Below are 21505 nucleotides of genomic sequence, written 5' to 3'. Positions count from 1 at the left end.
TCCGCGCTACTGCGTCACCATGACTTCCACGCGCCGGTTGCGGGAACGTCCTTCCGCCGTGCCATTGCTGGCCACGGGTTGCGCATCGCCACGGCCATGCACCGCGATACGATTCGCGGGCGTACCGCCCGACTCCAGAATCTTCGCGACAAAGGCCGCGCGCTTCTCGGACAACTGCTCGTTGCTCGCAAAGTCCCGCGAACGGATCGGCAGGCTGTCGGTATGGCCGGTGACGACGACCTGGCCGCCCACGCGGGCCACCTCTTTCGCCACCTTCTCGAGGGTCGGGTACATGTCTGCACGAACTTCGTTCTTGCCGGAGGCAAACATCGAATCGCCCTTGAAGATGACCAGGCTGCGTCGCTCGTCCTCATCCACGCTCACGAGGCCGCGCGTGACCTCGTCCTTGAGCAGGATCGAGAGGCGGAGCCGCGCCGGAGCCTGCACTGATCCACGCGGAATGCTATGGATGCGCGCATTTAGCGCGCTGCCGGCCGTGAGCAACTGATATTTGTACCAGGCGAACAAGCCGAACACGATCACCGCGGCCACTGCGGCCAGGCTCCATGGCGGCACGCCGCGCAACGCGCGCAGGCGCCCCGCCTCGGCGGGCTTCCAGCGTGGGGAGAGTTCGACCGGCACTGCGTCGCGGGCGCCGGCGACCAGCGCAGCAAGGCGATGCCGCACCTGCTCCAGATGACGCCGGCCATCCTCGATCACGCTATACCGGCCCTCGAAACCCAGGCCAAGGATGCGGTACAGGATCTCCAGCACGTCAATGTAGGTTTGCGGATCAGCAGCCATCCGGCCGATCAGCAGGAATACCTTCTCACCACCGTCGTTCTCGCCTTCGAACGCAATCAGCAGGCTGTTACGCGCCCAGGCACCGCCGCCGCCCCATCGTGTACGGTTTGCGGCTTCGTCGAGCGCCGTGCACAGGCAGTAGCGCACCGCCGCCATATGCGTCCAGTGGAGGTTGGCACGCTCACAGAGGGTCTGGAAATGGTCCACTTCGCGCGCGAGCAGCAGGCGCAGCGCGCGGATCTCTTCCTGCGATGCCATCGTCGCTGGCATGTCGGCCAGCAACCGCAGTAACGGGCTCGCCGCTTCCATGAGCGGATTCCTGGCTAGCTGCACCGTCTCGAGCCGCCGTTCGGCGTCCACCGGCGGATCGAACGCGAACAGCACTTCGGCCTCCACCGGCGACGTACCATCGCGCGGCACCGCCACTTTTGCGCCCGATGCCGTCTGCACGTCAGTCACGCCACCCTCCGTGAGAAACGCGAAGTCGTCCGACGATTCAAGATTTCCGGCGCTCACTTATGACGCACTCCCCACAGTTCCAGCTTCAGCTCGGGGAAACTGCCGGCGATATGCATCGCCAGGGCACCCTGCTGAGCGATCTGGTCCCAGAACACGCCGGTCCGGGACAGCTCGAAGTAGACGTAATTCGCATTGAACGGAATCTGGCGCGGCGGCACGGGAAGCGCCAGCATCTGGAGCCCCGGCAGGTGCGAACGGATCAGTTCCGGCAGGCGCTGAGGCTGGCTGATCTTGGCCTGTGCGGCGAACTGTTGTTGCAGGACGTCTGGCGACATCTGCGCACCCACGGCAAGCACAAGCGTCTCGAAACTGGCCAACTCAGCGGGCAGCATTGTCGCAAGGCGAATGCCATGCGGCTGCTCCACGAGCGGAATCGGTTGCGCGCCACGTATCAGCACCTGGTTCAGCAGGTGATGGACCTCGGTTACTAGCGGATACAGGCTCTCAAAGAGTCGCGCATGGTCGTAGCCCGGCGCAAGCTCGGGCCGCCGCGTCTGCGGACGCACAAAGGTCGCGAGGTCGCCGGACAGCAAGAGCAGCGCGCGGTAGAGCTCGACGGGCGAGGTCTCGCCGATCTGCCCGATGTGTTCGAGCAACGGCTCATGGCGGTTGAGCACCTGCAACAGCAGATAGTCGGCGACTTCGGCTACGGCACCCGTGCGCCCATGGCTGCCTGACAGCCGGTTCGCCAACGCATCGGCGCGTAGCTTCGCCAGGCCATGCAGCTGCGTCACCCATTCCCGCAACAAGGCGTTGGCGCCGAAGTGCACAACGGGCGGGATATGGTCGCGCTCATGGAGGATGACCGAACCGTCGGGCTGCAAGCTCTGGATGCGCGCTACGGCGATGCCGATCCAGGACTGGCTCAGTTCCTTCTCAGGCAACAGCCGCAGCCGCAGGTTAGCCATCTGGACCGGCTTCGGACCTTGGCCGATCGCATTTGCATCGCGTAGCGCTTCGTCAAAGGCAAGATACCGCGCCAGCGACCCCGCCTGCTCCTCGAAGATCGTCTCCTCGGTGTTGGCAAGGCGTAGCGGCACGGCGAGGTAGATCAACTGGCCGAGATGCTCGGGAGTGATCGTCAGCGGCGGTGGCGGTGGCGCCTCCGTTGGCGTGTCGAACGGTGTGCCATCGGGAAAGATTCCCGATCCGCGTTTGATCGCCAGCTTGCCGAAGGACAATGCACTCTGATCGATCTCATACTGGCTGAATCCCCATGAGAACGGACTAAGCGTTGTCACACACCGCTGTGCGACATACTCGAGATAGCGCTCTTGCTGCTGAAACAGCTGAGGGCGCAGGAATAGTCCTTCACTCCAGACGATCTTATTGTGATAGCTCATGGCAATCAGTTGACCTCAGTAATCGAAACAGCTTGATCGCGTGCCTCGATCTTCAGGGCGACAGTCCTGTCGGGCACCACCGCGCGGTACCAGGCTGCATCGGGTGCCTCGGGCAGGCGCCACGTGGCGCGCCATACGGACTTGCCTAGTTCGCGGTAACCAACCAGCACGCCGATCGCTGTTGTGGCCGGATTGGATTTGCGTTCGATACGCTCGTCGGTGCCGGGCCGCATGATGAACTCGTCGACAGCAAGCAGGTCGGCGGCAAGCACATTCTTGTCTTCGTTCTGAAGCGTAAAGAAGTCGGCGCTATCGAACGCCGCAGCGGACTTCAGTTCGTAGACGCGCACCATCACCGGCGCAGCGCGGCCTTTTTCATCGCTATTCAGGTTCCCGCTCGTCTCGATCAGGAGCTTCAACTGCAACGGCTCTTTCCGCGTCGGTGCAGTGCTGCATCCTTGCAAGACCAGGCATACCATCAGCAACAACCACCCGATCGCCATCCACCGAGTGGCGCGGGTGCCGGCCATTCCGGTGGGAGTCAGATCAAAGCGCATGGACATGTTCGATTCGGTTTGGCTGCACGCAGTGCAATCCGGCCGCCGAATCGCAACCGGATTGCACGACAACCAGGAGGGTCAGGCCGTGTTCTTCTTGACGTCGAACGTTGCGGTGATCACGCCGCCGCTGCCGCCCTGCGCGTTCTGCACCACGTATTCCTGCTTCAGGCGGGAGAACGACAGACGCACGATCTCGCGCGGACGAGCTTCGTCGGAGCTAAGGCCAGAAGGGCTCACCTGCGTCACCAGCAGGTCGTTCATCGTGAACTTGATGTACTCGAGCGGGCTACCGCCGGCCTTGCGCACCACCAGACGAGCCTCGTCGATATGCTTGCCCAGCAGGCAGTACTGCACGAGATTCGGGCTGGCACGGTCGATATAGTGTTCGAACTGCAGGTCATCGACAGTGGCCTTGCCAGCGCCGCCGCCAGAGCCGGCGTGCATGTTCGATTGCTGGCTGACGCTCCACGACCAGCTCAACACCTCGATCTCGCTCTTGTGGACGCTATCCTCGGACTCGCCATCGATGCCGTTGATCTTCAGGAAGATGTCTTGTGCCATAGTGAGAATTTCCTTGTTCAGTAGATATGACTTACCCATGGCGGGCTTGTTTGACGAGCCCCCGCCCTGACTCGGAGTAGCGTTCGCAGGCGCGACGTACGCCGCGCCACGATGCTCAGGCGGCAGCCTTCACCAGCGGCAGTTTCGCGACGAGTCGCAGCGATACCGTCAGGCCCTCGAGCTGGAAATGCGGACGCAGGAAGAACTTGGCCTGGTAGTAACCGGGATTGCCCTCGACATCCTCGACCACCACCTCCGCAGCGGCCAGCGGACGGCGCGCCTTGGTTTCCTGGCTCGAATTTGTCGGGTCGGCGTCAACGTAGTTCATGATCCATTCGTTGAGCCATTGCTCCATTTCCTCGCGCTCCTTGAACGAGCCGACCTTGTCGCGCACGATGCACTTGAGGTAATGGGCAAAGCGCGAGCAAGCGAACAGGTAGGGCAGGCGCGCCGACAGGTTGGCGTTGGCCGTGGCGTCCGGGTCGTAGTACTCGGCAGGCTTCTGCAGCGACTGCGCGCCGATGAACGCCGCGTAATCGGTATTCTTGCGGTGAATCAGCGGCATGAAGCCGTTCTTCGACAACTCGGCTTCGCGGCGATCCGAAATAGCGATCTCGGTCGGGCACTTCATGTCCACGCCGCCATCGTCGGTCGGGAAGGTATGGCAGGGCAGGTTCTCGACCACGCCACCGCTTTCCACGCCGCGAATCAGGGTGCACCAACCGTAGCGCTTGAACGAGCGGTTGATATTCACTGCCATCGCGTAGGCGGCGTTCGACCACGCGTACTTCTGGTGATCGGAACCGTCGGTTTCTTCCTCGAAATTGAATTCATCTACCGGATTGGTGCGCACACCGTACGGCAGACGGGACAGGAAGCGCGGCATGGCCAGGCCGATGTAGCGCGAATCCTCCGAGGACCGCAGCGAATTCCACGGTGCATATTCGAGGTTTTGCGTGAAGATCTTGGTCAGGTCGCGCGGGTTGGCGAGTTCCTGCCACGAATCCATTTGGAGCACTGACGGCGAGGCACCGCTGATGAACGGCGCATGCGCGGCCGCAGCCACCTTTGCCATCGAGCCGAGCAGGTCGACGTCGGCTGGCGTGTGGTCGAAGTAGTAGTCAGCCACCAGGCAGCCGTAAGGCTCGCCGCCGAGCTGCCCGTACTCTTCCTCGTAAATCTGCTTGAACAGGGAGCTCTGATCCCACGCCACGCCCTTGAACCGCTTCATCGTGCGGCGCAGCTCTTCCTTCGAGATATCCATGAAGCGGATGCGGAGCTTCTCGTCGGTCTCGGTATTGGTAACCAGGTGGTGGAGCCCGCGCCAGGCGCTTTCCAGCTTCTGGAAGTCCTCGTGGTGCAGGATGAGGTTGATCTGCTCGGACAGCTTGCGGTCAATCTCGCCGATGATGGCCTCGATGCTCTTGTAAGCATCGTCAGACATCGTCACGGCATTGGCCAGCGCCTGCTCCGCAAGGGTCTTGACCGCGTTCTCGACGGCCTCGCGCGCCTGCTCGGTCTTCGGCTTGAATTCCTTCGTCAGCAGCGCATTGAAGTCGGATTGCCGGTCGAGCGTCTGCGCCGTCGCGGCCTTGTATTGCGTGTCACGTGTTGCCATGTCTTGTACTCGGTTGCGGTTGCGGTCCTTACTGCGCCTGGGCCTTGTCGTCGGCCTCGTTCGCCGCTTCGGGGCGCGGTGCCTTGGCCAGCGCGTTCAGCAGCGCGGGATCCTTGAGCACCTGTGCAACCAGGCCCTCGGCGCCGGACTTGCCGTCCATGTAGGTCTGGAGGTTGGCAAGCTGCGTGCGAGCCTCGAGCAGCTTGGCCAGGACATCGACCTTGCGGGCGATGGCAGCAGGCGAGAAGTCATCGATGCTCTCGAAGGTCATGTCCACCATCAACTGGCCCTGATCCGACAGCGTGTTCGCCACCGGGAAGGCCACACGCGGCTTCATCGCCTTCATGCGCTCGTCGAAGTTGTCGACATCGATGTTGAAGAACTTGCGGTCCGCCACTGGCGGCAGTGGATCCACCTGCGTGCCGGACAAATCGGCAAGCACGCCCATCACGAATGGCAACTCGATCTTCTTTTCCGAGCCGTAGATCTCGACGTCGTACTCGATCTGCACGCGCGGCGCGCGGTTCCTCGCAATGAACTTCTGTGAACTGTTGGATGCTGACATGGAATACTCCGTCGAATGCGTGATGATGTGGGACTTGCCGTGAGAACCGCGGCCCCCTTTCCGGCCACAGGGCCTGCGAGAAGCATGTTAGGTCTCGGGGCAGGCGCGGGATATAGGAAACGTTCGAAAGTTCCGAGTCTTGTCAGAAGTTTCTGAGCTAGCGTCAGCGCACCTCAATGAAGTACCAGGTGCCGGCCGTCACCGACCCCGGAGTTGTGGCTCCCGTCGCGTAGTACCGCGCAATGAATGAGAGCGACATCAACCCTGTCGAGGACATCGGAAACATCGGAGTCGTGGAGTCATCGCCTACCGCGATCGGCGTCCCGTCCGCCTTGAGCAGTTGCACCTGGACGTTCTGCGCGGTGCCACTGGATATCAGTCGCCCATCGATCTTCCTAAAGGTGACGAACGAGACTGCCACGGGCTCTTGGCCGCCCTCGCATACCAGGTTGATCGTGAACGCGGTGTCGCCCGCTGTGTCTCCGGCTTTTTTTAAAGCAGCGGTGGGGATGCTTGGCAGCGTGACGCTTTGCCGCACTGCCCCTGTGTGGCGGCAGGTTTGCGTAACGTACTTCCCCGTGAAATTCAACGCGACCGATGGTTTTGTGCCATCCGCGAAGGCAGGGAAACACAGCACGGTCAGGCTCGCAGCCAACGACGTCCGCAGCTTCCGTGGTGAGCACCTCAGCGTCTGCTGTGTGACGGGCAACTTCGCGTGCATCTTCATTCTCGGGGATCTCCACTCACATCGATTCCGCTTCAGCTCGCCGCTGCCACGCAGCGCAGTGTCAGGCGCGTGGCCGAGTCACCGCCCCCGCCCGCACCCGCGCCAGCAGGCATCTCGTACGGGAGGTCGCATGACTCGTTCGTCAATTCGCCCCACCGCGCACGCAGTGCGCCCCTGCCCGCCAGACCGCGCAGGAACGCCAAACCACCCTGACCCACGATCCCCATCGACTTTCCGTCGGCGGCGAACAAGGCGGTGCCCAGCGGCAGGGCCTTGCCGGCCGCGTCATGCATGGCCACCAGCGCCGCTTTGCCTGTGACGGTTGGCATCTTCACGAGCACAAGGGCGTTGAGGCGCGGTACGACCTCGTCACTGGAAGTCTCCAGTTCCACGTCATCCGGCAGGTCAGTCGGGTCGATCGCCACCCGGTTCACGCGGTAGGGCGTCAAGGACGGCAGCAAGGCATAGCCATTGCCGTCTATGCGCGCGCCTTGACCGTTGACAATCCGCCCGCCTTCCGCGCCCTTGGCTTCGACCAGTGCGGCAGCCTGGCCAAGCGGCGGCCCCAATGTGACGCCGCCAGCGTGCGCGACCATGCTGCCGTCCGCGTTCAGGCCGAACTGGCGGCCCTGGTTCCCGATGGAGGCGTTCGCGGCGTATGTGCCATAGCGCGAGCGATAGGTGGCGTTGCCACCGAGCAGATTTGTTTTGTCGCCAGCGCTCGATGTCCGTTGGGCGTTGATGCCGTACGAAATGGGCGCTTCCCCTGCAGTGGACCCATTGAGGCTGGTCTGGAAGGCGCTGTCGCCGTTGGTGTCCACTGTCAAATTCGTCGACACGGAATCGAACGGACCGCGATCCACCGCGGAGTTGCGGCCGAGGGAGATCGTCAGGTTCACGCCGAACAGGGTATGTCTGGCGCGGTTTTGGTCGAACGACTGCTGCGCGTAGATCGTGTATCCAACCCGGCCGCGTCCGCCGCTGAACCCAGCCTGATACTGGGTATCTCGTCCGCGACGGCCATCCCAGTAGTCCTGCGTGCTGCCTGAGAGATACACGGAGCCCATCGTGCCGAGCGGCTGATTGATGCTGAGCTGCAACCGGTTGCGCGTGCGATAGCTCATCAGGTTGCCGGCGGGATTCCGCACGTTCCGCGCGTAGATGGCGTCGCGCAGGCTGTAGAAGCCATTTGTCGAATATCGATAGGCACCTAGCAAGACATTCGTATCAATGCCGGGAATGCGTTTGCTGTAGCTGACGCGCCAGCTGCTGCCCGTATGCGAACTGCTCGGTAGTTCCGTACGCGCCATCGTCACATCCGCTGAGACTGCCCCGATCGGCGTGTTGACGGCGAGGCCGAGCAAGCCTGAGTTGTAACCCTCGGAGCCCAGGACACCCGTATAGCCGGTCAGCATATTGTTCAGGCCGCGCTGGATGGTTGCTTGCACCACCCATGGCTCATCCTGAACGAGCTGGTCGCGGTACTGGCCTGCGGACACGTTGAACTTCGTGAAACCGGGGCGCAGCAGGTTAGGGACGGCGGCAAAGGGCACCAGAAAGGTCTGGCGCCGCCCATCCGCTTCTTCCACCGTAACGCGCAGATCTCCGCCGTAGCCGATCGCCGGTAGGTCGGCGAGTTCGAACGGCCCTGGCGGGACGCTCGTCTCGTAGAGAATGTCGTTGTTCTGGCGGACGACCACGCGCGCATTGCTTTCCGCCACGCCGCGTACGATGGGCGCGTAGGCACGCATCGAGTCGGGCAGCATCCGGTCTTCACTGGATACCTGAACGCCCCGCACACTGAACGAATCGAAAACTTCACCGGTCGTGAAGCTGTCGCCGAGCGTCAGGCGGCTGCGCCAGGACGTGATGTCTCGCTCGACGTAGGTCGCCAGGTTATTCCAGCGCATGCCGCCCTGGCTGCTGTTCCAGTCAAGCGTGGAGCGCTGGCGAAAGCGCCATTGGCCCAGATTCAAGCCCAGTTGCAGGCCAAGATACGCACTGCTCATGTCGGCGCCAGATTGATTGGCGCTGTATGTACTGAAGTTGTACTGGAGAAGCCCCGCCTTGATGCCGGCGTCCCACAGGGCGGGGCTCACGTACCCGTATGGCGTCTGCACCATGCTCGCCTGGGGCACGGTGATACCGAGTTGCAGTTCCGCGATGTCGAGTTCGACCTGTGCGTCAGGCACAAGGTCCGTCAGTCGGATGCATTGGTCCGCTTCGCTGAAGGCAGCGTCTTCTGCTGCGTGACGGGATTGGGCGCCGGCGTCGTCCGCGCTAGATCGAAGCGCCTTGTCAACATCGACGCCAAGACCGCGCAGCGCCGCGATGGTGAAGCAAGGCTCCGCCACGTCACTGTCTGCCACGGCGACAAACTGAACTTCGCGCTGCCCCTGCGATTTTCCATTGAGCGACAGATCCACGTCGTATACGCCGGGCGGCACGGGGTTGCCATTCGTGAAGCGGGAAATGCTCACGACCTGGCCGTTCAGGAACGCTGGATTGAACTGCACCGAGGCGAGCTTGGGCCGATGACGCCGCTTGCTTCGCTCCCGCGGTCCCGTCTTGAGCGTTTCAATTTCCTCGATCGGTACGCCACCTGGCTTCGATTGCACTGCTTCTGCATCCAGCCCGTAGCACACAAATGCGCCAAGGACCATCATCGTCCGTGCCAACGGACGCACAGCCAAACGATGCCTGGTGCTCATAGAAACATTTCGCCTTGCTTTGATGTGATCACGCCTACTCAGCGGCAGCATCAGCGGCTGACGGCGACTACGAGAAGCGCCCTGGGTTGCCTGCTGGCGTTACTGGACCGCGGCGACGTCTTCTACCGTCGCGCCGAAGTCGTTGATTAGGGAATAGGTGATTGCCGTACCGCTTGGTGGGGAGACATTGCGGTCCCCGACTTGGGAAAGCTCGACACTGCCAAATGGAGGGACCATCTGGGGCTGGTAGCTGATGTCGGCGGTGCCGGCTTTGGCCGACACGCTGTCGAGTGACACGTGGTAGCCGGTTGGATTCCCAACCCGCAGCACCTGCTTGCCTTCGGCATTGCGCGCGGCCGTCCAGGTCAACCCAGCACGCCCGGCGGATGGGTCGTCGCGCAACGCGGCAGGTCGATAGAAGAGCTTGATGCGCGTGCCAAACGCAAGCTGGAGCATGTTCCTGCTATCGGCATCCACCGGCTTGGGCGGAATTTCGAGGATGTTGAGCCAGTAGACCGTCTCACGGTCCGCGGGCATCGCCTTGCCCGTGAACTTCACCCGCAGCGTCTGGCCCTTGCCGCCTTCTGCACGGAATACCGGCGGCGTGATGATGAACGGTACGTCGAGCTTCTCAACTGGAACGGACGTATCGCCATCGTCGATCCATGCCTGCACCAGTACCGGCGTGTCCTCGACATTGTTGAGCCGCACGGAGACTTGGCGACTCTTTTCCGGGTAGATCACCCGGGTACCGGTAATGACAATCGCGGCTTGGGCCGGTATCGACACCAGTCCCACTGTGGCCGCAATCAGGAAGGAGAGCCATCGCCAGACATGCATCATTGATCTCCACGCGCTTGAGCGGCTGGCCCGCGAGCGGGCCAGCCAATCTGCCGCATGCCTTAGTTGTAAGCCAGGGTAAAGTTCGCAGTGGTCGAAACCATGCCCGCAGACGTTGCACCGGTCGCGTAGTAGCGGCCGCCGTAGTGCAGCGTTGCGGTACCGACGGCGTCTGCGGCCGTCCGCGCGACCTGAATGGGCTTGCCGCTGTCGCCCAGACGCAGCACCGCGCCGTCGTGATCGAGCAACTGCACTTCAACGTTGCCTGCGGGCGTGGCGGTGGCGAGATTGCGGGCGTTCCCGGTTTCAGGATTGAGGTTCGTGATCTCCCAGTGCGCAGATACGCTGTTCACCCCGACCGGGCAGTTCTCGACATTGATGCTGAACGGCCTCGAGCCGGCGGTATGACCCTTTGTTGTCAAGCTGGCAATCGAGATGGCTGGCAACGTCACGGTCTTGTTGCGATCACCGGCAGTGATCGAGCAGGTCTGCCCCGTCAGCCGGCCAGCGAAATTCACCTGACCCTGCGCGACAACGGCCTGCGCGACAGCGCTCGATGCGGCGCCCATCGCGAGCAATGCTGCGACGGCAACCTGGAGTACTTGCTTATTCATGAAACGTCCTTCCAATTGAGATGCGGATTCAGTCCTTCCGCTGTTGCTGCAAAACGGCGTTGACCAACCTCGGATCCCGCCTCACTTCACGACGAACGCATCGTACAAGCCGGCATTTCCGGCGCATATATGACTCGTACGAAAGTTCCTGTCAGTTCTGCGACATGACTTCCGCTTGCCGCGCGTGCAGGCAGAGCGCCGCCGCAGGAGCCAGCTCGGCATCGCCAATATCGACCTCGATATGCGTCAGCACGGATCGCGACGCGACCGATTCCAGCCAGAGCGCCGACAATCTCGGCAGGATGTGCTGGTCGATGAAACCGATCAGCGCACGCGCGCCCGTCTCCTGCACAAGGCAACGCCCGATCACGTAGTCGACCACCGCCTGGCTGTAGAGCACCGCGATGTCGTGATGGTCCTGCATGCGCTGCACGACGCGGTCGAGGTGCAGGCGGACGATGTTCGACAGCGACGCATGCGCCAGCGGGCGATACGGCACCACGGTCACGCGGCCCAGGAAGGCGGCCGGGAAGGCGCTCAGCAGCGCCGGCATCAGCGCGTCGCGCAGCGCATCGGGTTCGGGCACGTCAGAGGCATCGGCATGAAGATGCGAGATCAGTTCGGCGCCGACATTGCTTGTCAGCAGGATCGCCGTGTTCTTGAAGTCGATGTAGCGGCCATCGCCATCCTCCATGTATCCCTTGTCGAAAACCTGGAAGAACATTTCGTGGACGTCGCGATGCGCCTTCTCCACTTCATCAAGCAGGACCACCGCGTAAGGCCGCCGCCGCACCGCCTCGGTCAGCACGCCACCCTCGCCATAGCCGACATATCCAGGCGGCGCACCCTTGAGCCCGGAGACGGTGTGCGCCTCCTGGTACTCGCTCATATTGATCGTGATCAGGTTTTGCTCGCCGCCGTAGAGCGCTTCCGCCAGCGCCAGCGCCGTTTCGGTCTTGCCGACGCCGGACGGGCCCACCAGCAGGAACACGCCGAGCGGCTTGCCGGGGTCGGTCAGCCCGGCGCGTGCGGTCTGCACCCGTTCGCTGATCCGATGCAATGCGCTCTCCTGCCCCATCACCCGATTGGCGAGTGTGGCCGGGAGGGCCTGTACGGCGGCGACCTGGTTAGTCACCATGCGTCCGGCGGGGATGCCGGTCCAGTCGGAGACGACCTCGGCGACAATCGCCTCGTTGACCTCGGCAAACACGAGTGGCGCCTCGCCCTGGAGTGCTGCCATGGTTGCTTCGCGTTCGCGCAGCACCTCCATCGAAGGCAGCGGCTCCCACTCGCCATCGGTGCCTGCCTCCGCTTCCGCGCCGCGTTCGATCCGTTCGCGCGCGGACAGCAACGCCTGCGCGGCCTCCCGCTGTGCATCCCACCTTGCAGTAATGGCGGCTTCCTCGGTTTCCAATCCGCCAATGCGAGTCCGTACGTCGTCCAGATTCCCGTCGACTTCGAGCCCGATGCGCGCTTCGCTCTCCAGCAGGTCAAGTTCGGCGCGCGCAGCCAGCAACTGCTGCTGCACGTCCTGCAACTCCCGTGGTCGCGTTTGTTGGGAAAGACCAACCCGCGCACACGCCGTGTCGAGCAGGCTGATGGCCTTGTCGGGCAGTTGGCGGGACGGAATGTAGCGGTGCGACAACGCCACCGCGGCGCGGATCGCGGCATCGAGTACCACCACGCCGTGGTGCCGCGAGAACGTCTTCACCAGCCCGCGCACCATGTCGATGGCCGCCGGCTCCTGCGGCTCGTGGACCTGCAGCACCTGGAAACGCCGCGTCAGCGCTGGGTCTTTCTCGATATGGCGCTTGTACTCGGCCCACGTCGTCGCCCCAATCGTCCGGATCGTGCCGCGCGCGAGTGCCGGCTTGAGCAAGTTCGCGGCATCGCCAGTGCCAGCCTGCCCGCCCGCGCCGATCAGCGTGTGGATCTCGTCCACAAACAGGATCACGGTCCCGGCACTCGTCTCCGCCGCGGCCAGTACGCCTTTGAGGCGTGCCTCGAACTCGCCCTTCATGCTCGCGCCAGCCAGCAGTGCGCCCACATCCAGGCTCAGGACCCGCGCGTCGGCCAGCTTCGACGGCACATCAGCCCTAACGATGGCCAGCGCCAGCCCCTCCACGACAGCGGTCTTGCCGACACCGGCCTCGCCCGTCAACAGCGGATTGTTCTGCCGGCGGCGGACCAACACGTCGATCATCGTGCGGATCTCCAGTTCCCGCCCGATCACCGGATCCACCTCCCCGGCGCGCGCGCGGGCAGTCAGGTCCACGCAGTACTGCTCCAGGGGGGAGCCGGCCACCGAGGCGTCTCCGATGGCGCCGGACGCGACGCCAGGCATCGCCGCCGGGAAGTCGGAGCTTTCGTAGGCCGAGTCCCCTTCCTCTGGCGAGTCGATGATCCAGGCCGGCAGCATGGCATTCAGATCGGTCACACCGATCTTCGCGAACTCGGGGGAAATCGACAGCAGTACGCGCCGCAACTCCGGCGACTTCAGTAGCGCCGCCATGAGCCAGGCGCCGCGCACGCGCAGGTCACGGAACTCGAGTGTCGCAACCACCCACGCGCGCTCGATGGCGATGTCGATATGGTTCGAGAAATCGCTGATCGAGCTGGCGCCGGAAGGCAAGCCGGCGAGTGTTCGGACCAGATCCGCGTCGAGCTTCTCGCGGTCCACGCCGCCATGGCGGCAGATGCGGTGCATGTCACTGTCCGGCAGCGCGAGGATCTGGTGCAGCCAATGCGCCAGTTCGACGTAAGGGTTGCCGCGGAGCTTGCAAAACGTTGTGGCCGACTCGATGCCGCGAAACATCGTTTCGCCGAGCTTGCCGAACAGGGTCTTTCTGGATGGGGTCATGGTCTAACGGCAGATGCCGGGAAGGGAATGGGTCCGCCGATGGGCGGTGTTCAGGTCGAGGCGGGGGCGCCGTAGGGCGGCACGTCGCGCGCCAGCTCGTGCACGGTGACGTCGTCTGCATTGACGAATCTGGCGATGTAGCGGACCGGGGTGCCGTCGGCGCCGGACTGGAAGAGGAGTCGCCGGGACAGCCAGCCGTTGTGCTCGGCGAGGAGCTGCGGTAATCCCGTGGCGGGCTGGAGGTCGTCGTGGAGCGTTCCGCCATCCGCCGCGAGCACCGTGAACGCGATGTGCTTCAAGCCAGACAGGCTGTCGAGGTCGCCGAGATAGAGTTCGACGGCCACGTCATGGGAGCAGCGCAGGAGTGCGAGGTCAGTTTCAGGATGTGCCGCACCGGGCGAGGGAGGATCGCCACGCAACGCTTCCGGCGTGGCGGCGCGCCGATCGAAGCTGACGCCCACATAGGCCTCGTACTCAGCCAGTGTTCGTACTTGTCCGAATCCATACGGACCGAAATCGGTGCCCTCAGCGCTCGCGCCGTCCACGCCGAGCAGGGCGCGATTGCGCGCCTGTGAGAGTCTGTCACGCTCGAACCACGCAGTCTTCACCAGCCCAAGCGCCTGGTTCTCGGGCGTGTGGTCATCCCACATCTTGGCGCGATAGTCGCGCGTGTACTCATGCCAGGCGAGCACACGATGCGGGTGATACAGGTCATACCCATGGGTGAAGGCCCGCGCGGCAATCGAGATCTCCTCGCCGTGAAAAAAGTACTCGGGATCATGCTGGACAGTCGTCGAGAAATTCCCGTCGGCAAAGGCAAAGTGCGCGCTATAGAAGCGAGCCTTGAGCGGTTTGGTCTGCGCCTGCCAGTCCGGCATCCGGCGCGACGCCACAAGCAGCGCCCCGGCCGCGACGAAGCGGTCGAAAATGAGGGAGGTGGGATGCTGGCCGCGGCGCGACGGGTCATCGTCCGCCGGCTCGAAAGCTGGCAGATAGGCAGTCAGCACCGGTTTCTCGCTTTCATCGCGCAGCGACTCGAGCATGTCGATGGCCATCCTGTCCCATCCCTGGACGAAACGATGGTGAGAGTCGATCTGCAAGGTATAGGCTTCGCCGGCGTACTGCTGCTGGATCAGGTTCCGCGCCCAGCAGGCGCCCTGGCTTTCCATGGCGGGCACATCGATCAGTTCAACCGTCGCCTCCGCCAGCACAAGCCGATGCACGGTGAGCCCTTCATGCATCACCACTTGCCAATGCGAGAAGCCATGCGCGAAGAACTTGCCGATCATCTCGTCGAGGCCGTGCTGCCAGCACACCACCACGCGCAGGCGTTCCGGCCGCGACGCCTGCCTGATCAGGCTGTGCAAGGTCGGGATCAGTTGCGGATCCCGATAGCTCGCCACCTGCACGAAAATGCTCTCCTCCATCACGTTGCCGCCCTCACCGTCGCCTTCAGTTGACCGCCATGGTGAACACGGCAGTGGCATTGATCAGACCAGCGGTTGGCGTCTGCGTCCCGGTTCGCAGCACGGTGGCATCGAGGTTGTATGTGAAGAGCTTCGTGTTACCTGGCTTGTTGATGACGCTGGCGTTGTCGTTGGGCCTGAGCACGGTATCGCTATCGCGATCCTTGATCCGGATGCCGAGGTGCTGCGCGCCGGTATTCCTGAGCAGCGAATGATTTTCCGTGTCCGGGGTGCCGGTGAGCTTGGCCGTGATCGATCTGGGCGACGCGGGGCCGATGCATGTCACTTCAAAGTTGATCGGTCGTGTGGGCCCCGTTATCTGCGAGACACTGTTGGCACCAAATGTACCGAAATCGACATTTCGGCTGGGTGTACTTGGGCTGCAACTGGGCAACACGTTGATCCGCGTACTACCGTTGGATACCCGGATAACCGGCCCGCCCGAACCATCGCCGGCGACCGTGGCGATGTTCGCGGCGCTGAACGTCGACGAGGCGTCCATCTCTCCTGTCTTCACAAAATCGACCACCATCCGCAGCCCTGAACGGAAGCCCGGGAAGTACGGCTGATTGGGTTCCGCCGGCCCAAAGTTCACGATGAAGGGAAAGGTGCTGACTGTCCCCGAGCTTCGGACGTAGCTGAGGCGAATGCCGATCCCCTTGAGACCGGATTCCACCACCCCCGGAAAGGCGGTTTGCTGCTTCGCGCTCACGAATGCATAGCGAACCTGTCCGCCCGAGCGCCAATCGCAATTCAATAGCGCCGTGCTGCGTCCCAAGCTCTCGGACGCCCCGCTGCCGAACGTCTCGCCAACTGCAAGATCTGGCCTGACCTCAATCGCCGAGGGAAACGTCACATGGAAGCTGACTTCCCTCTGGATGACATCGATGTTCGGCAGTCCCTTTGCGGTCCACTCATCGATGTCCGCCTGTGTCACCTGACTACATGCCGCCATTGCGCCACCCGCCGGCAGCAGGAGCCCAAGCCCCAGCAACGCGGCGAAGCCCTTGGTATAGCCTTTCATCACAGTACCTGTCGAGATTGCGGGCGACACCGCCGGCTGACCGGCTTGTCGTCCGATGCGTTAATGGGAGTGCCCGTTGGGGCCATTTCAGTTGTCCACGGCGTCCCACTTCGACAGCAGGTCGAGGGGAATGCTTTGAGCGAGTTCGGAGAACCGCTTGCCGACCATGCGCTCCGCCTCGCGCAGCATCACGGTCACGGGGCTGCTTGGCTCGTTGTCTTCGAACCACTCCCGCACTTGCCGTATGGTGGCGAGTGCGGTCCATCGGTCCATTGCCGGGGCGGTGGGGACGGTGGTGGCGGTGGGTGCGGCGTGTGGCGGCGGCGTCGTGGCACGCGGAACGGGGTTGGGAAGGTCGGGCGCGCTCGCTCGCCCAGCCTGCATCTCAGCCACGGGTGCCGGCGGCTGTGCCGCTGGCGCGGGCTCGACCAGCCGATCGATCTCGCTGAATGGCTGCAGCAGTCGGGAAAGCGGGGCGAGGTTGGGCGCGTCGGCCTTCAGTCCGCTCGTGGCCCATGCAGCAATCTGCGCCAACCGGCCGTGGGCTTCGCCAAGCGCCAGCACGACCGCTTCGCCGCGTGCGGCCAGCTCCTTGAGCATGCGCGTCACGCTTTCGGGCGCCAGTGCGTCCTTCTGGCGCGGCATCGCCAGTGCTTTCTCGATATCGCGCAGCTGCAACTGCGCGCCGGCCGCCTTGGGTAGCGGAATCTCCCGCACATCGGCCAGCGCACCTTCCGCGTCCGCCAGCGCGGCGAGCGCATTGGCGAACGTGACGGGATCCCACTCGCCGTCGAAGTACGGTAACGGATGCAGACGGCTGCCATATCGTTCCAGCAGGGCCTGGAGGAAGACCATCCCATCGCGCAGACCTGCCGCGCCGCGCAGCCGCACGGCGGCGCGCAGCAGGATGATGGCCACGCGGAGATCCTTGGTTCGGGCCAGCAGCGCTTCGCACTCGCGCTCGGCCTCGGCCCAGTTGACCGACGCTGGCGTCTCGACGAAGTCACCGTATTGCACGGGCGCCGACGGCGCCACAGCGGCCTGTAGCATGATGAAGGCCGGATCGTATTCCAGGTCATCACCACAGGCGGCTGCGTCCGAAACCGGTTCGAGCAGGTCGTCGTAGCGCGACGTCGCGGCGGATGCCAGGTTCTGCATTGTCATGGGGAGGTTCTCGGTCATGCCGCGTAGGCCTCCGGCTCGAAGACCATGCCGGACACGGGTTGCGCCGGGTCGCACTCGCCCAGCCAGATCGAGTGCCCAAGCCGCTGACGCCCGTCCACGTGCGGCGCTGGCACCTCTTCTGGCTTGATCAGCAACTGGATCTCCCAGTCGTACTCGTAGCCGATGAAGGCACGCACCCATTCGACCAGTGTGCGCAAGTCTTCGCCACGCGGCGCAAGCCGCTGGTAGTGGAGGAAGTCGAGCGGCCCGATCACAAGCCGGAACTTGTGCTGCCGGTCAGCAATCTGCTCGCCGAGCATCGCCGCCTCGCCCATGAAGGACGAAGCGCCCGGGAGCCCCAACCGGCAATGGCCGGACGCGTCGACGCGAATCCAGTGCGGCACGTACTCCTCGACCGCAATCGGCACATCGAAGTACTGCGACAGCGTGGCCGCGATGCCCTCAGGGTTCCGGGCCTCGCGCACAATGTGCGCCGACGCGCCGTAACGGGCGTGGGTAGGCAGGCAGCTCTGGCGCGCTTCGTCCTGATCCGTTCCCATCAGGCTGGCGACGTAGAACGAGAACCGCTCCTCGTCAGGCCGGTCGAGTGCGGCGGTGGACTGGCCCGCAGCCCAGGCGCGATAGAACAGCGACAGTGCGCGATGGTGGAACAGGTCGGCGAAGTGCTCGAGAGTCCGGTCCTGGAGCGCGACGGACCGGTGATACGCCAACTCGGTGACATGCAGCGGCAGCGGACCCTGCGGGCCCCAGATGCCCAGGCCGAATAGGCGGATGTCGAGCCGTCCGTGCCGCGTGTCGAGCGACGCGACTTCCCGTGGCGGGAAGGCGAGCACCGGGCGCTGGCCGATGCGGTAGGTCTCCTGAGACGGCAGGTCGGCAGACCCCGGCGCAGGACGGTTCCGGTCGCGCGCGGCAATCGCGCGCATCAGGCTCATGAAGCCCGACTTCCACGGACGGCCGTGGTCGAACCATGCGCGCAGGGCATCCGGCTGCAACGCCGCATTCGTGGACGCTTCCACGGCCCTATACCGCACCGCGACCTCCCATCCGGGGCGCCCAGCGCGTGATCAGGCCCCGCTGCATCGAGTGCAGTTCGGTTTCCGAAAAGACGTTGATCGCCACGTGGCGCGCGAGATAGTGCTCCAGGATCAGGCCGAACAGGTACGGGCTGGCGCCGGAGAAGCCGTTCTCGTCCACCGTCAGCTCGCAGCGTACGCCGCGCCCGTACACCAGCAGGCCATGGCCCGGCAGGCGGCTCACCACGGGTTGGGTCTTCGCGCCGACCAGACTCTCGACTTGCGCGATCTGCTCGCGCTCGCTGCTGGTCACGAAGAGGCGCAACATGTTGCGCAGCGCCTGCGCGCCTTCGCCATGATCGAGTTCCGACAGCGGCATGTAGTTGAAGCTGAGCTGGCGGATCAGCCGCCACGCGGCTTCGTCGCTCGCGTAGGGTGCGCGCGGAGCGCTCGGCGCATGGACGAGGCTGACGGCCTCGAGCGGCACCGCATCAGGCATGGTCAGATGGCCGCCCACGCCGCGCGGCATCAGGCGCGGCAGGTCGCGGTTAGTCACCCACGCCTCCACGGACAGGTAGCGGATATCGTCGGCATATGGCGCTTCGGCCTGGTCCACCAGCGACAGGAACACCTCCGTGCCGATATAGGCCGTGCGCGTGCCGTACTTGCGGGCATCGCCGGACAGCATGCGCTGCTCTCGCCGCACCGAGAAGTACCGGCCATAGTTGCCAAGGTCGCTGTGGAGGGTCTGGTACAGCGGATTGAACTGGATCTCCGTCGAGGTCTCCGCCCTCTGCCCAAACACGCGCGAGACCGAGTAGACCTCGTAGTCACGCGGACGTGCGCGATCGACCACTAGATGGAAATCCGTCAGGCTGCGGTCGACCTCCACACGGTCCGTGCGTCGGGGGAACAAGTTGACGATTGGCGTACAGAACAGCAGGAAGCGGCTGCCATCGACATGCACGCCCAGTTCGTCCGGCATACGGTCCAGCAGCAGCACGATCTCCGCTTCCTTGCCGTCCACGCGCGACAGGCCCTTCGCCAGATCCGTCAGCACGAAGAAGTAGAAGCGTTGCCGGCAAGAGAAGTATTCCTGGAGCAGGTTATGCCCGCTGAACTTGTTCCAGCGCAGCGGCAGCAGGCTCTGGTCCGGCTCGAAGCCTTCGAACGCGACCGGTGCCCTGGACACGACATGGCATCGCACATGATCGGTGACGCCCTCCGGCCGCACCACGGACGCGACCGCGCCCGCATGGATCAGCTCGAACAAGTGCGAAGCAATGCGTTCGTCGCCGTCGATATAGAGCGGAAGCCGATCCAGCCCCTTGATCTCGTTGAATCGAATGTCGCCAACCGTACGCAACCGCAGTCGCAGCGCGCCGCGCAACTGGCGGTGCCGGAGCAGATGCCCCGTTTCCGGGAGATCTGGCGGTACGGCGGTCAGCCGCGCATCGACGATCTCGATCGGCCAGAGCGTGACGTCCTGCCCGGTGCGGAACTCGCACGCAGTCTGCTCGCCGGGCGGGACTGCGGAGCGCATGACGCTATGGCGTGCCACCTTGAATCCCTGGCTGAACTCGCCCTCGCGCAGGCTCGGATGCAGCCGCGCCACCGCCATCGAAGGCGTGGGCGCCACGTAGTTCGGGTAGACGACTTCAAGCAGCCGCTGGGTGAAGCGCGGGAATTCCGCATCCAGTTTCAGGTGCGTGCGGGCGGACATGAAGCAGAACGCCTCGATCATCCGCTCGACATAGGGGTCGGCGACTTCGATGCCCTCCATGCCCAGCCGGCGCGCAATCTTCGGATGCTGTGCGGCGAACTCGCCTGCCGATTCGCGCAGGTAGGTCAGCTCGCGGTTGTAGTACTCGAGAAACTTCGGATCCATGTCAGCCTGCCGATCCCGGGGTATGGCCCGACTGGAGCGAGACCTTGCTCAGTTCCAGGTCGAACACGCTCTGGATGCGGAATTCGAGCGGATAGGGCGTCCACTGCATCAGCGCCTCGATTTCAAACATCATCTTGTTGTAGCGCCGTGCGGAAGTGTCGCGCAGCGGGCGTAGCCGTACCGTGTCCGGAATCAGCCGGGGCTCGAAGCGGGCGATCGCGGTACGCACCCGCTCCTCAAGCCGCTCCCAGGTCATTTCCGTGGCGAACCCGCCGGAGAGCGGCGGAATGCCGTAGTTGACGACCGAGTTCGCCACCTCGGGGTAGGCCTCGGCGTCGAGTTCCTCGTTCAGGTTGGTGGTATTCAGCAACAGGCCCAGATCGCGCTGGATGATGCGACGCATGCCGCGCTCGTCCGGGGCGTAGGCCTCGGCCGGCTCGCTGCGTTGCTGCGGGGCATCGTCCTGCAGGCGATCCAGCAGGGAGGGGAGGTACGCGTTGCGGAACCCGCCATCACGTGGTGGCATGGCGTTCTCCCGTGTCGTCGGACGTGTCGGCCGCGATATCCGGCATGGCGAGGCAGCTATCCATGCTCGATGCATGGTGCTCCTGGCGTGCCAGCAGCGCGAACTGGCCTGTGCGGCGTGTCTGTTGATGGCGGGCAGCGAAGAGTCTCAGGATCTCGTGCCGGGGCGGCGGCGAAAACAGTTGCTGCGCGCCGAAGCTGTCGAGGCTGTCCAGCACGCGGTCGATGCGGCGCGGCCCAAGCAGATCGTCGAACAGGCAGACGGCGGAGGTCGCCTTCGTATTCAGACGAAGCGGATCGGGGGGAAGCGGACCGGACGCGCACCCGGCTCCCAGGCGCTTGAGCCGCTTCGGCACCTGCCCAACGGACATCAGCGCCTCGCGGTACTCGACAGCAAGCTGCCCGAGCACGTCGGAGGCGTCGAGGTCGGCGAGTGGCAGGCTGGCGTCGGAAGCGTGCCGTACCAGCGCGGTATCCGGCAGCGGCGGCACATCCTGCGCGCCGCCCATGGCCAACGCGACCAAGTCGCTGTAATCGGAGGACATGGACACCGCGCCCTCCTCGCGTGCTGCATCTGTTTCGTTCATGGCGCCGTTCGAGGCTGGAAAGAGTTTTCCAGAGAACGAAGACTAGCAAGCCGGCGCCGGGCAATCTATTGAACTAGTCCGATTTTTCCAAT

At 63.9% G+C, this 21505-nt stretch carries 18 protein-coding genes; all 18 read right to left on the bottom strand.

Annotation, left to right across the window (positions count from 1 at the left end):
• Positions 1-6 precede the first annotated feature (6 nt).
• The 18 genes from tssL to AC1DFU_RS04915 all read right to left on the bottom strand — a co-directional run bounded on the left by tssL (position 7) and on the right by AC1DFU_RS04915 (position 21413).
• Positions 7-1320, bottom strand: a complete 1314-nt coding sequence (gene tssL, locus AC1DFU_RS05000; RefSeq protein WP_369823411.1) for a type VI secretion system protein TssL, long form — start codon at positions 1318-1320, stop codon at positions 7-9.
• Positions 1317-2666 (bottom strand): type VI secretion system baseplate subunit TssK, encoded by a 1350-nt coding sequence (gene tssK / locus AC1DFU_RS04995; RefSeq protein ID WP_441591284.1) that lies wholly within the window; start codon positions 2664-2666, stop codon positions 1317-1319. Before tssK ends, tssL begins: the two co-directional genes overlap by 4 nt.
• A gap of 5 nt (positions 2667-2671) precedes the next feature.
• Positions 2672-3229: a type VI secretion system lipoprotein TssJ gene (tssJ, locus tag AC1DFU_RS04990; protein ID WP_441591283.1), complete on the bottom strand. Its 558-nt coding sequence runs from the start codon at positions 3227-3229 to the stop codon at positions 2672-2674.
• A 75-nt stretch (positions 3230-3304) separates the two neighbouring features.
• The gene (locus AC1DFU_RS04985; RefSeq protein WP_092293790.1) at positions 3305-3787 is read right to left on the bottom strand and encodes an Hcp family type VI secretion system effector; all 483 of its coding nucleotides are present in this window, start codon (positions 3785-3787) and stop codon (positions 3305-3307) included.
• 115 nt (positions 3788-3902) lie between these two features.
• Positions 3903-5405 (bottom strand): type VI secretion system contractile sheath large subunit, encoded by a 1503-nt coding sequence (tssC, locus tag AC1DFU_RS04980; protein ID WP_092293792.1) that lies wholly within the window; start codon positions 5403-5405, stop codon positions 3903-3905.
• A 28-nt stretch (positions 5406-5433) separates the two neighbouring features.
• Positions 5434-5970, bottom strand: a complete 537-nt coding sequence (gene tssB, locus AC1DFU_RS04975; RefSeq protein WP_092293794.1) for a type VI secretion system contractile sheath small subunit — start codon at positions 5968-5970, stop codon at positions 5434-5436.
• Between the two features lie 163 nt (positions 5971-6133).
• Positions 6134-6697 carry a fimbrial protein gene (locus AC1DFU_RS04970; RefSeq protein WP_092293796.1) on the bottom strand — a complete coding sequence of 188 codons (564 nt, stop codon included), beginning with the start codon at positions 6695-6697 and terminating at the stop codon, positions 6134-6136.
• 32 nt (positions 6698-6729) lie between these two features.
• Positions 6730-9408: a fimbria/pilus outer membrane usher protein gene (locus AC1DFU_RS04965; protein WP_441591282.1), complete on the bottom strand. Its 2679-nt coding sequence runs from the start codon at positions 9406-9408 to the stop codon at positions 6730-6732.
• Between the two features lie 99 nt (positions 9409-9507).
• The gene (locus AC1DFU_RS04960) at positions 9508-10251 is read right to left on the bottom strand and encodes a fimbria/pilus periplasmic chaperone (protein WP_477105159.1); all 744 of its coding nucleotides are present in this window, start codon (positions 10249-10251) and stop codon (positions 9508-9510) included.
• 59 nt (positions 10252-10310) lie between these two features.
• Positions 10311-10862 (bottom strand): fimbrial protein, encoded by a 552-nt coding sequence (locus AC1DFU_RS04955; RefSeq protein ID WP_092293800.1) that lies wholly within the window; start codon positions 10860-10862, stop codon positions 10311-10313.
• 151 nt (positions 10863-11013) lie between these two features.
• The gene (tssH, locus tag AC1DFU_RS04950; protein WP_441591281.1) at positions 11014-13722 is read right to left on the bottom strand and encodes a type VI secretion system ATPase TssH; all 2709 of its coding nucleotides are present in this window, start codon (positions 13720-13722) and stop codon (positions 11014-11016) included.
• A 50-nt stretch (positions 13723-13772) separates the two neighbouring features.
• Positions 13773-15149, bottom strand: coding sequence for a GlcNAc-transferase family protein (locus AC1DFU_RS04945; RefSeq protein ID WP_092293804.1), 1377 nt, complete (start codon positions 15147-15149; stop codon positions 13773-13775).
• Between the two features lie 25 nt (positions 15150-15174).
• The gene (locus AC1DFU_RS04940) at positions 15175-16212 is read right to left on the bottom strand and encodes a fimbrial protein (protein WP_092293806.1); all 1038 of its coding nucleotides are present in this window, start codon (positions 16210-16212) and stop codon (positions 15175-15177) included.
• 87 nt (positions 16213-16299) lie between these two features.
• Positions 16300-17370, bottom strand: coding sequence for a type VI secretion system protein TssA (locus AC1DFU_RS04935; protein ID WP_441591370.1), 1071 nt, complete (start codon positions 17368-17370; stop codon positions 16300-16302).
• 20 nt (positions 17371-17390) lie between these two features.
• On the bottom strand, positions 17391-18416 hold the full coding sequence (tssG, locus tag AC1DFU_RS04930) for a type VI secretion system baseplate subunit TssG (RefSeq protein WP_441591280.1): 1026 nt from the start codon (positions 18414-18416) through the stop codon (positions 17391-17393).
• 4 nt (positions 18417-18420) lie between these two features.
• Positions 18421-20301 carry a type VI secretion system baseplate subunit TssF gene (gene tssF, locus AC1DFU_RS04925; RefSeq protein ID WP_441591279.1) on the bottom strand — a complete coding sequence of 627 codons (1881 nt, stop codon included), beginning with the start codon at positions 20299-20301 and terminating at the stop codon, positions 18421-18423.
• Between the two features lies 1 nt (position 20302).
• Positions 20303-20827, bottom strand: coding sequence for a type VI secretion system baseplate subunit TssE (gene tssE, locus AC1DFU_RS04920; RefSeq protein ID WP_092293810.1), 525 nt, complete (start codon positions 20825-20827; stop codon positions 20303-20305).
• On the bottom strand, positions 20814-21413 hold the full coding sequence (locus tag AC1DFU_RS04915) for a TagK domain-containing protein (protein ID WP_092293812.1): 600 nt from the start codon (positions 21411-21413) through the stop codon (positions 20814-20816). Before AC1DFU_RS04915 ends, tssE begins: the two co-directional genes overlap by 14 nt.
• Between the last annotated feature and the right edge of the window lie 92 nt (positions 21414-21505).

Source organism: Cupriavidus sp. 10L45 (genome assembly GCF_056395225.1).
The sequence above is the reverse complement of the archived record's forward strand: the minus strand, read 5'-3'. Positions and strand labels throughout refer to the sequence as shown.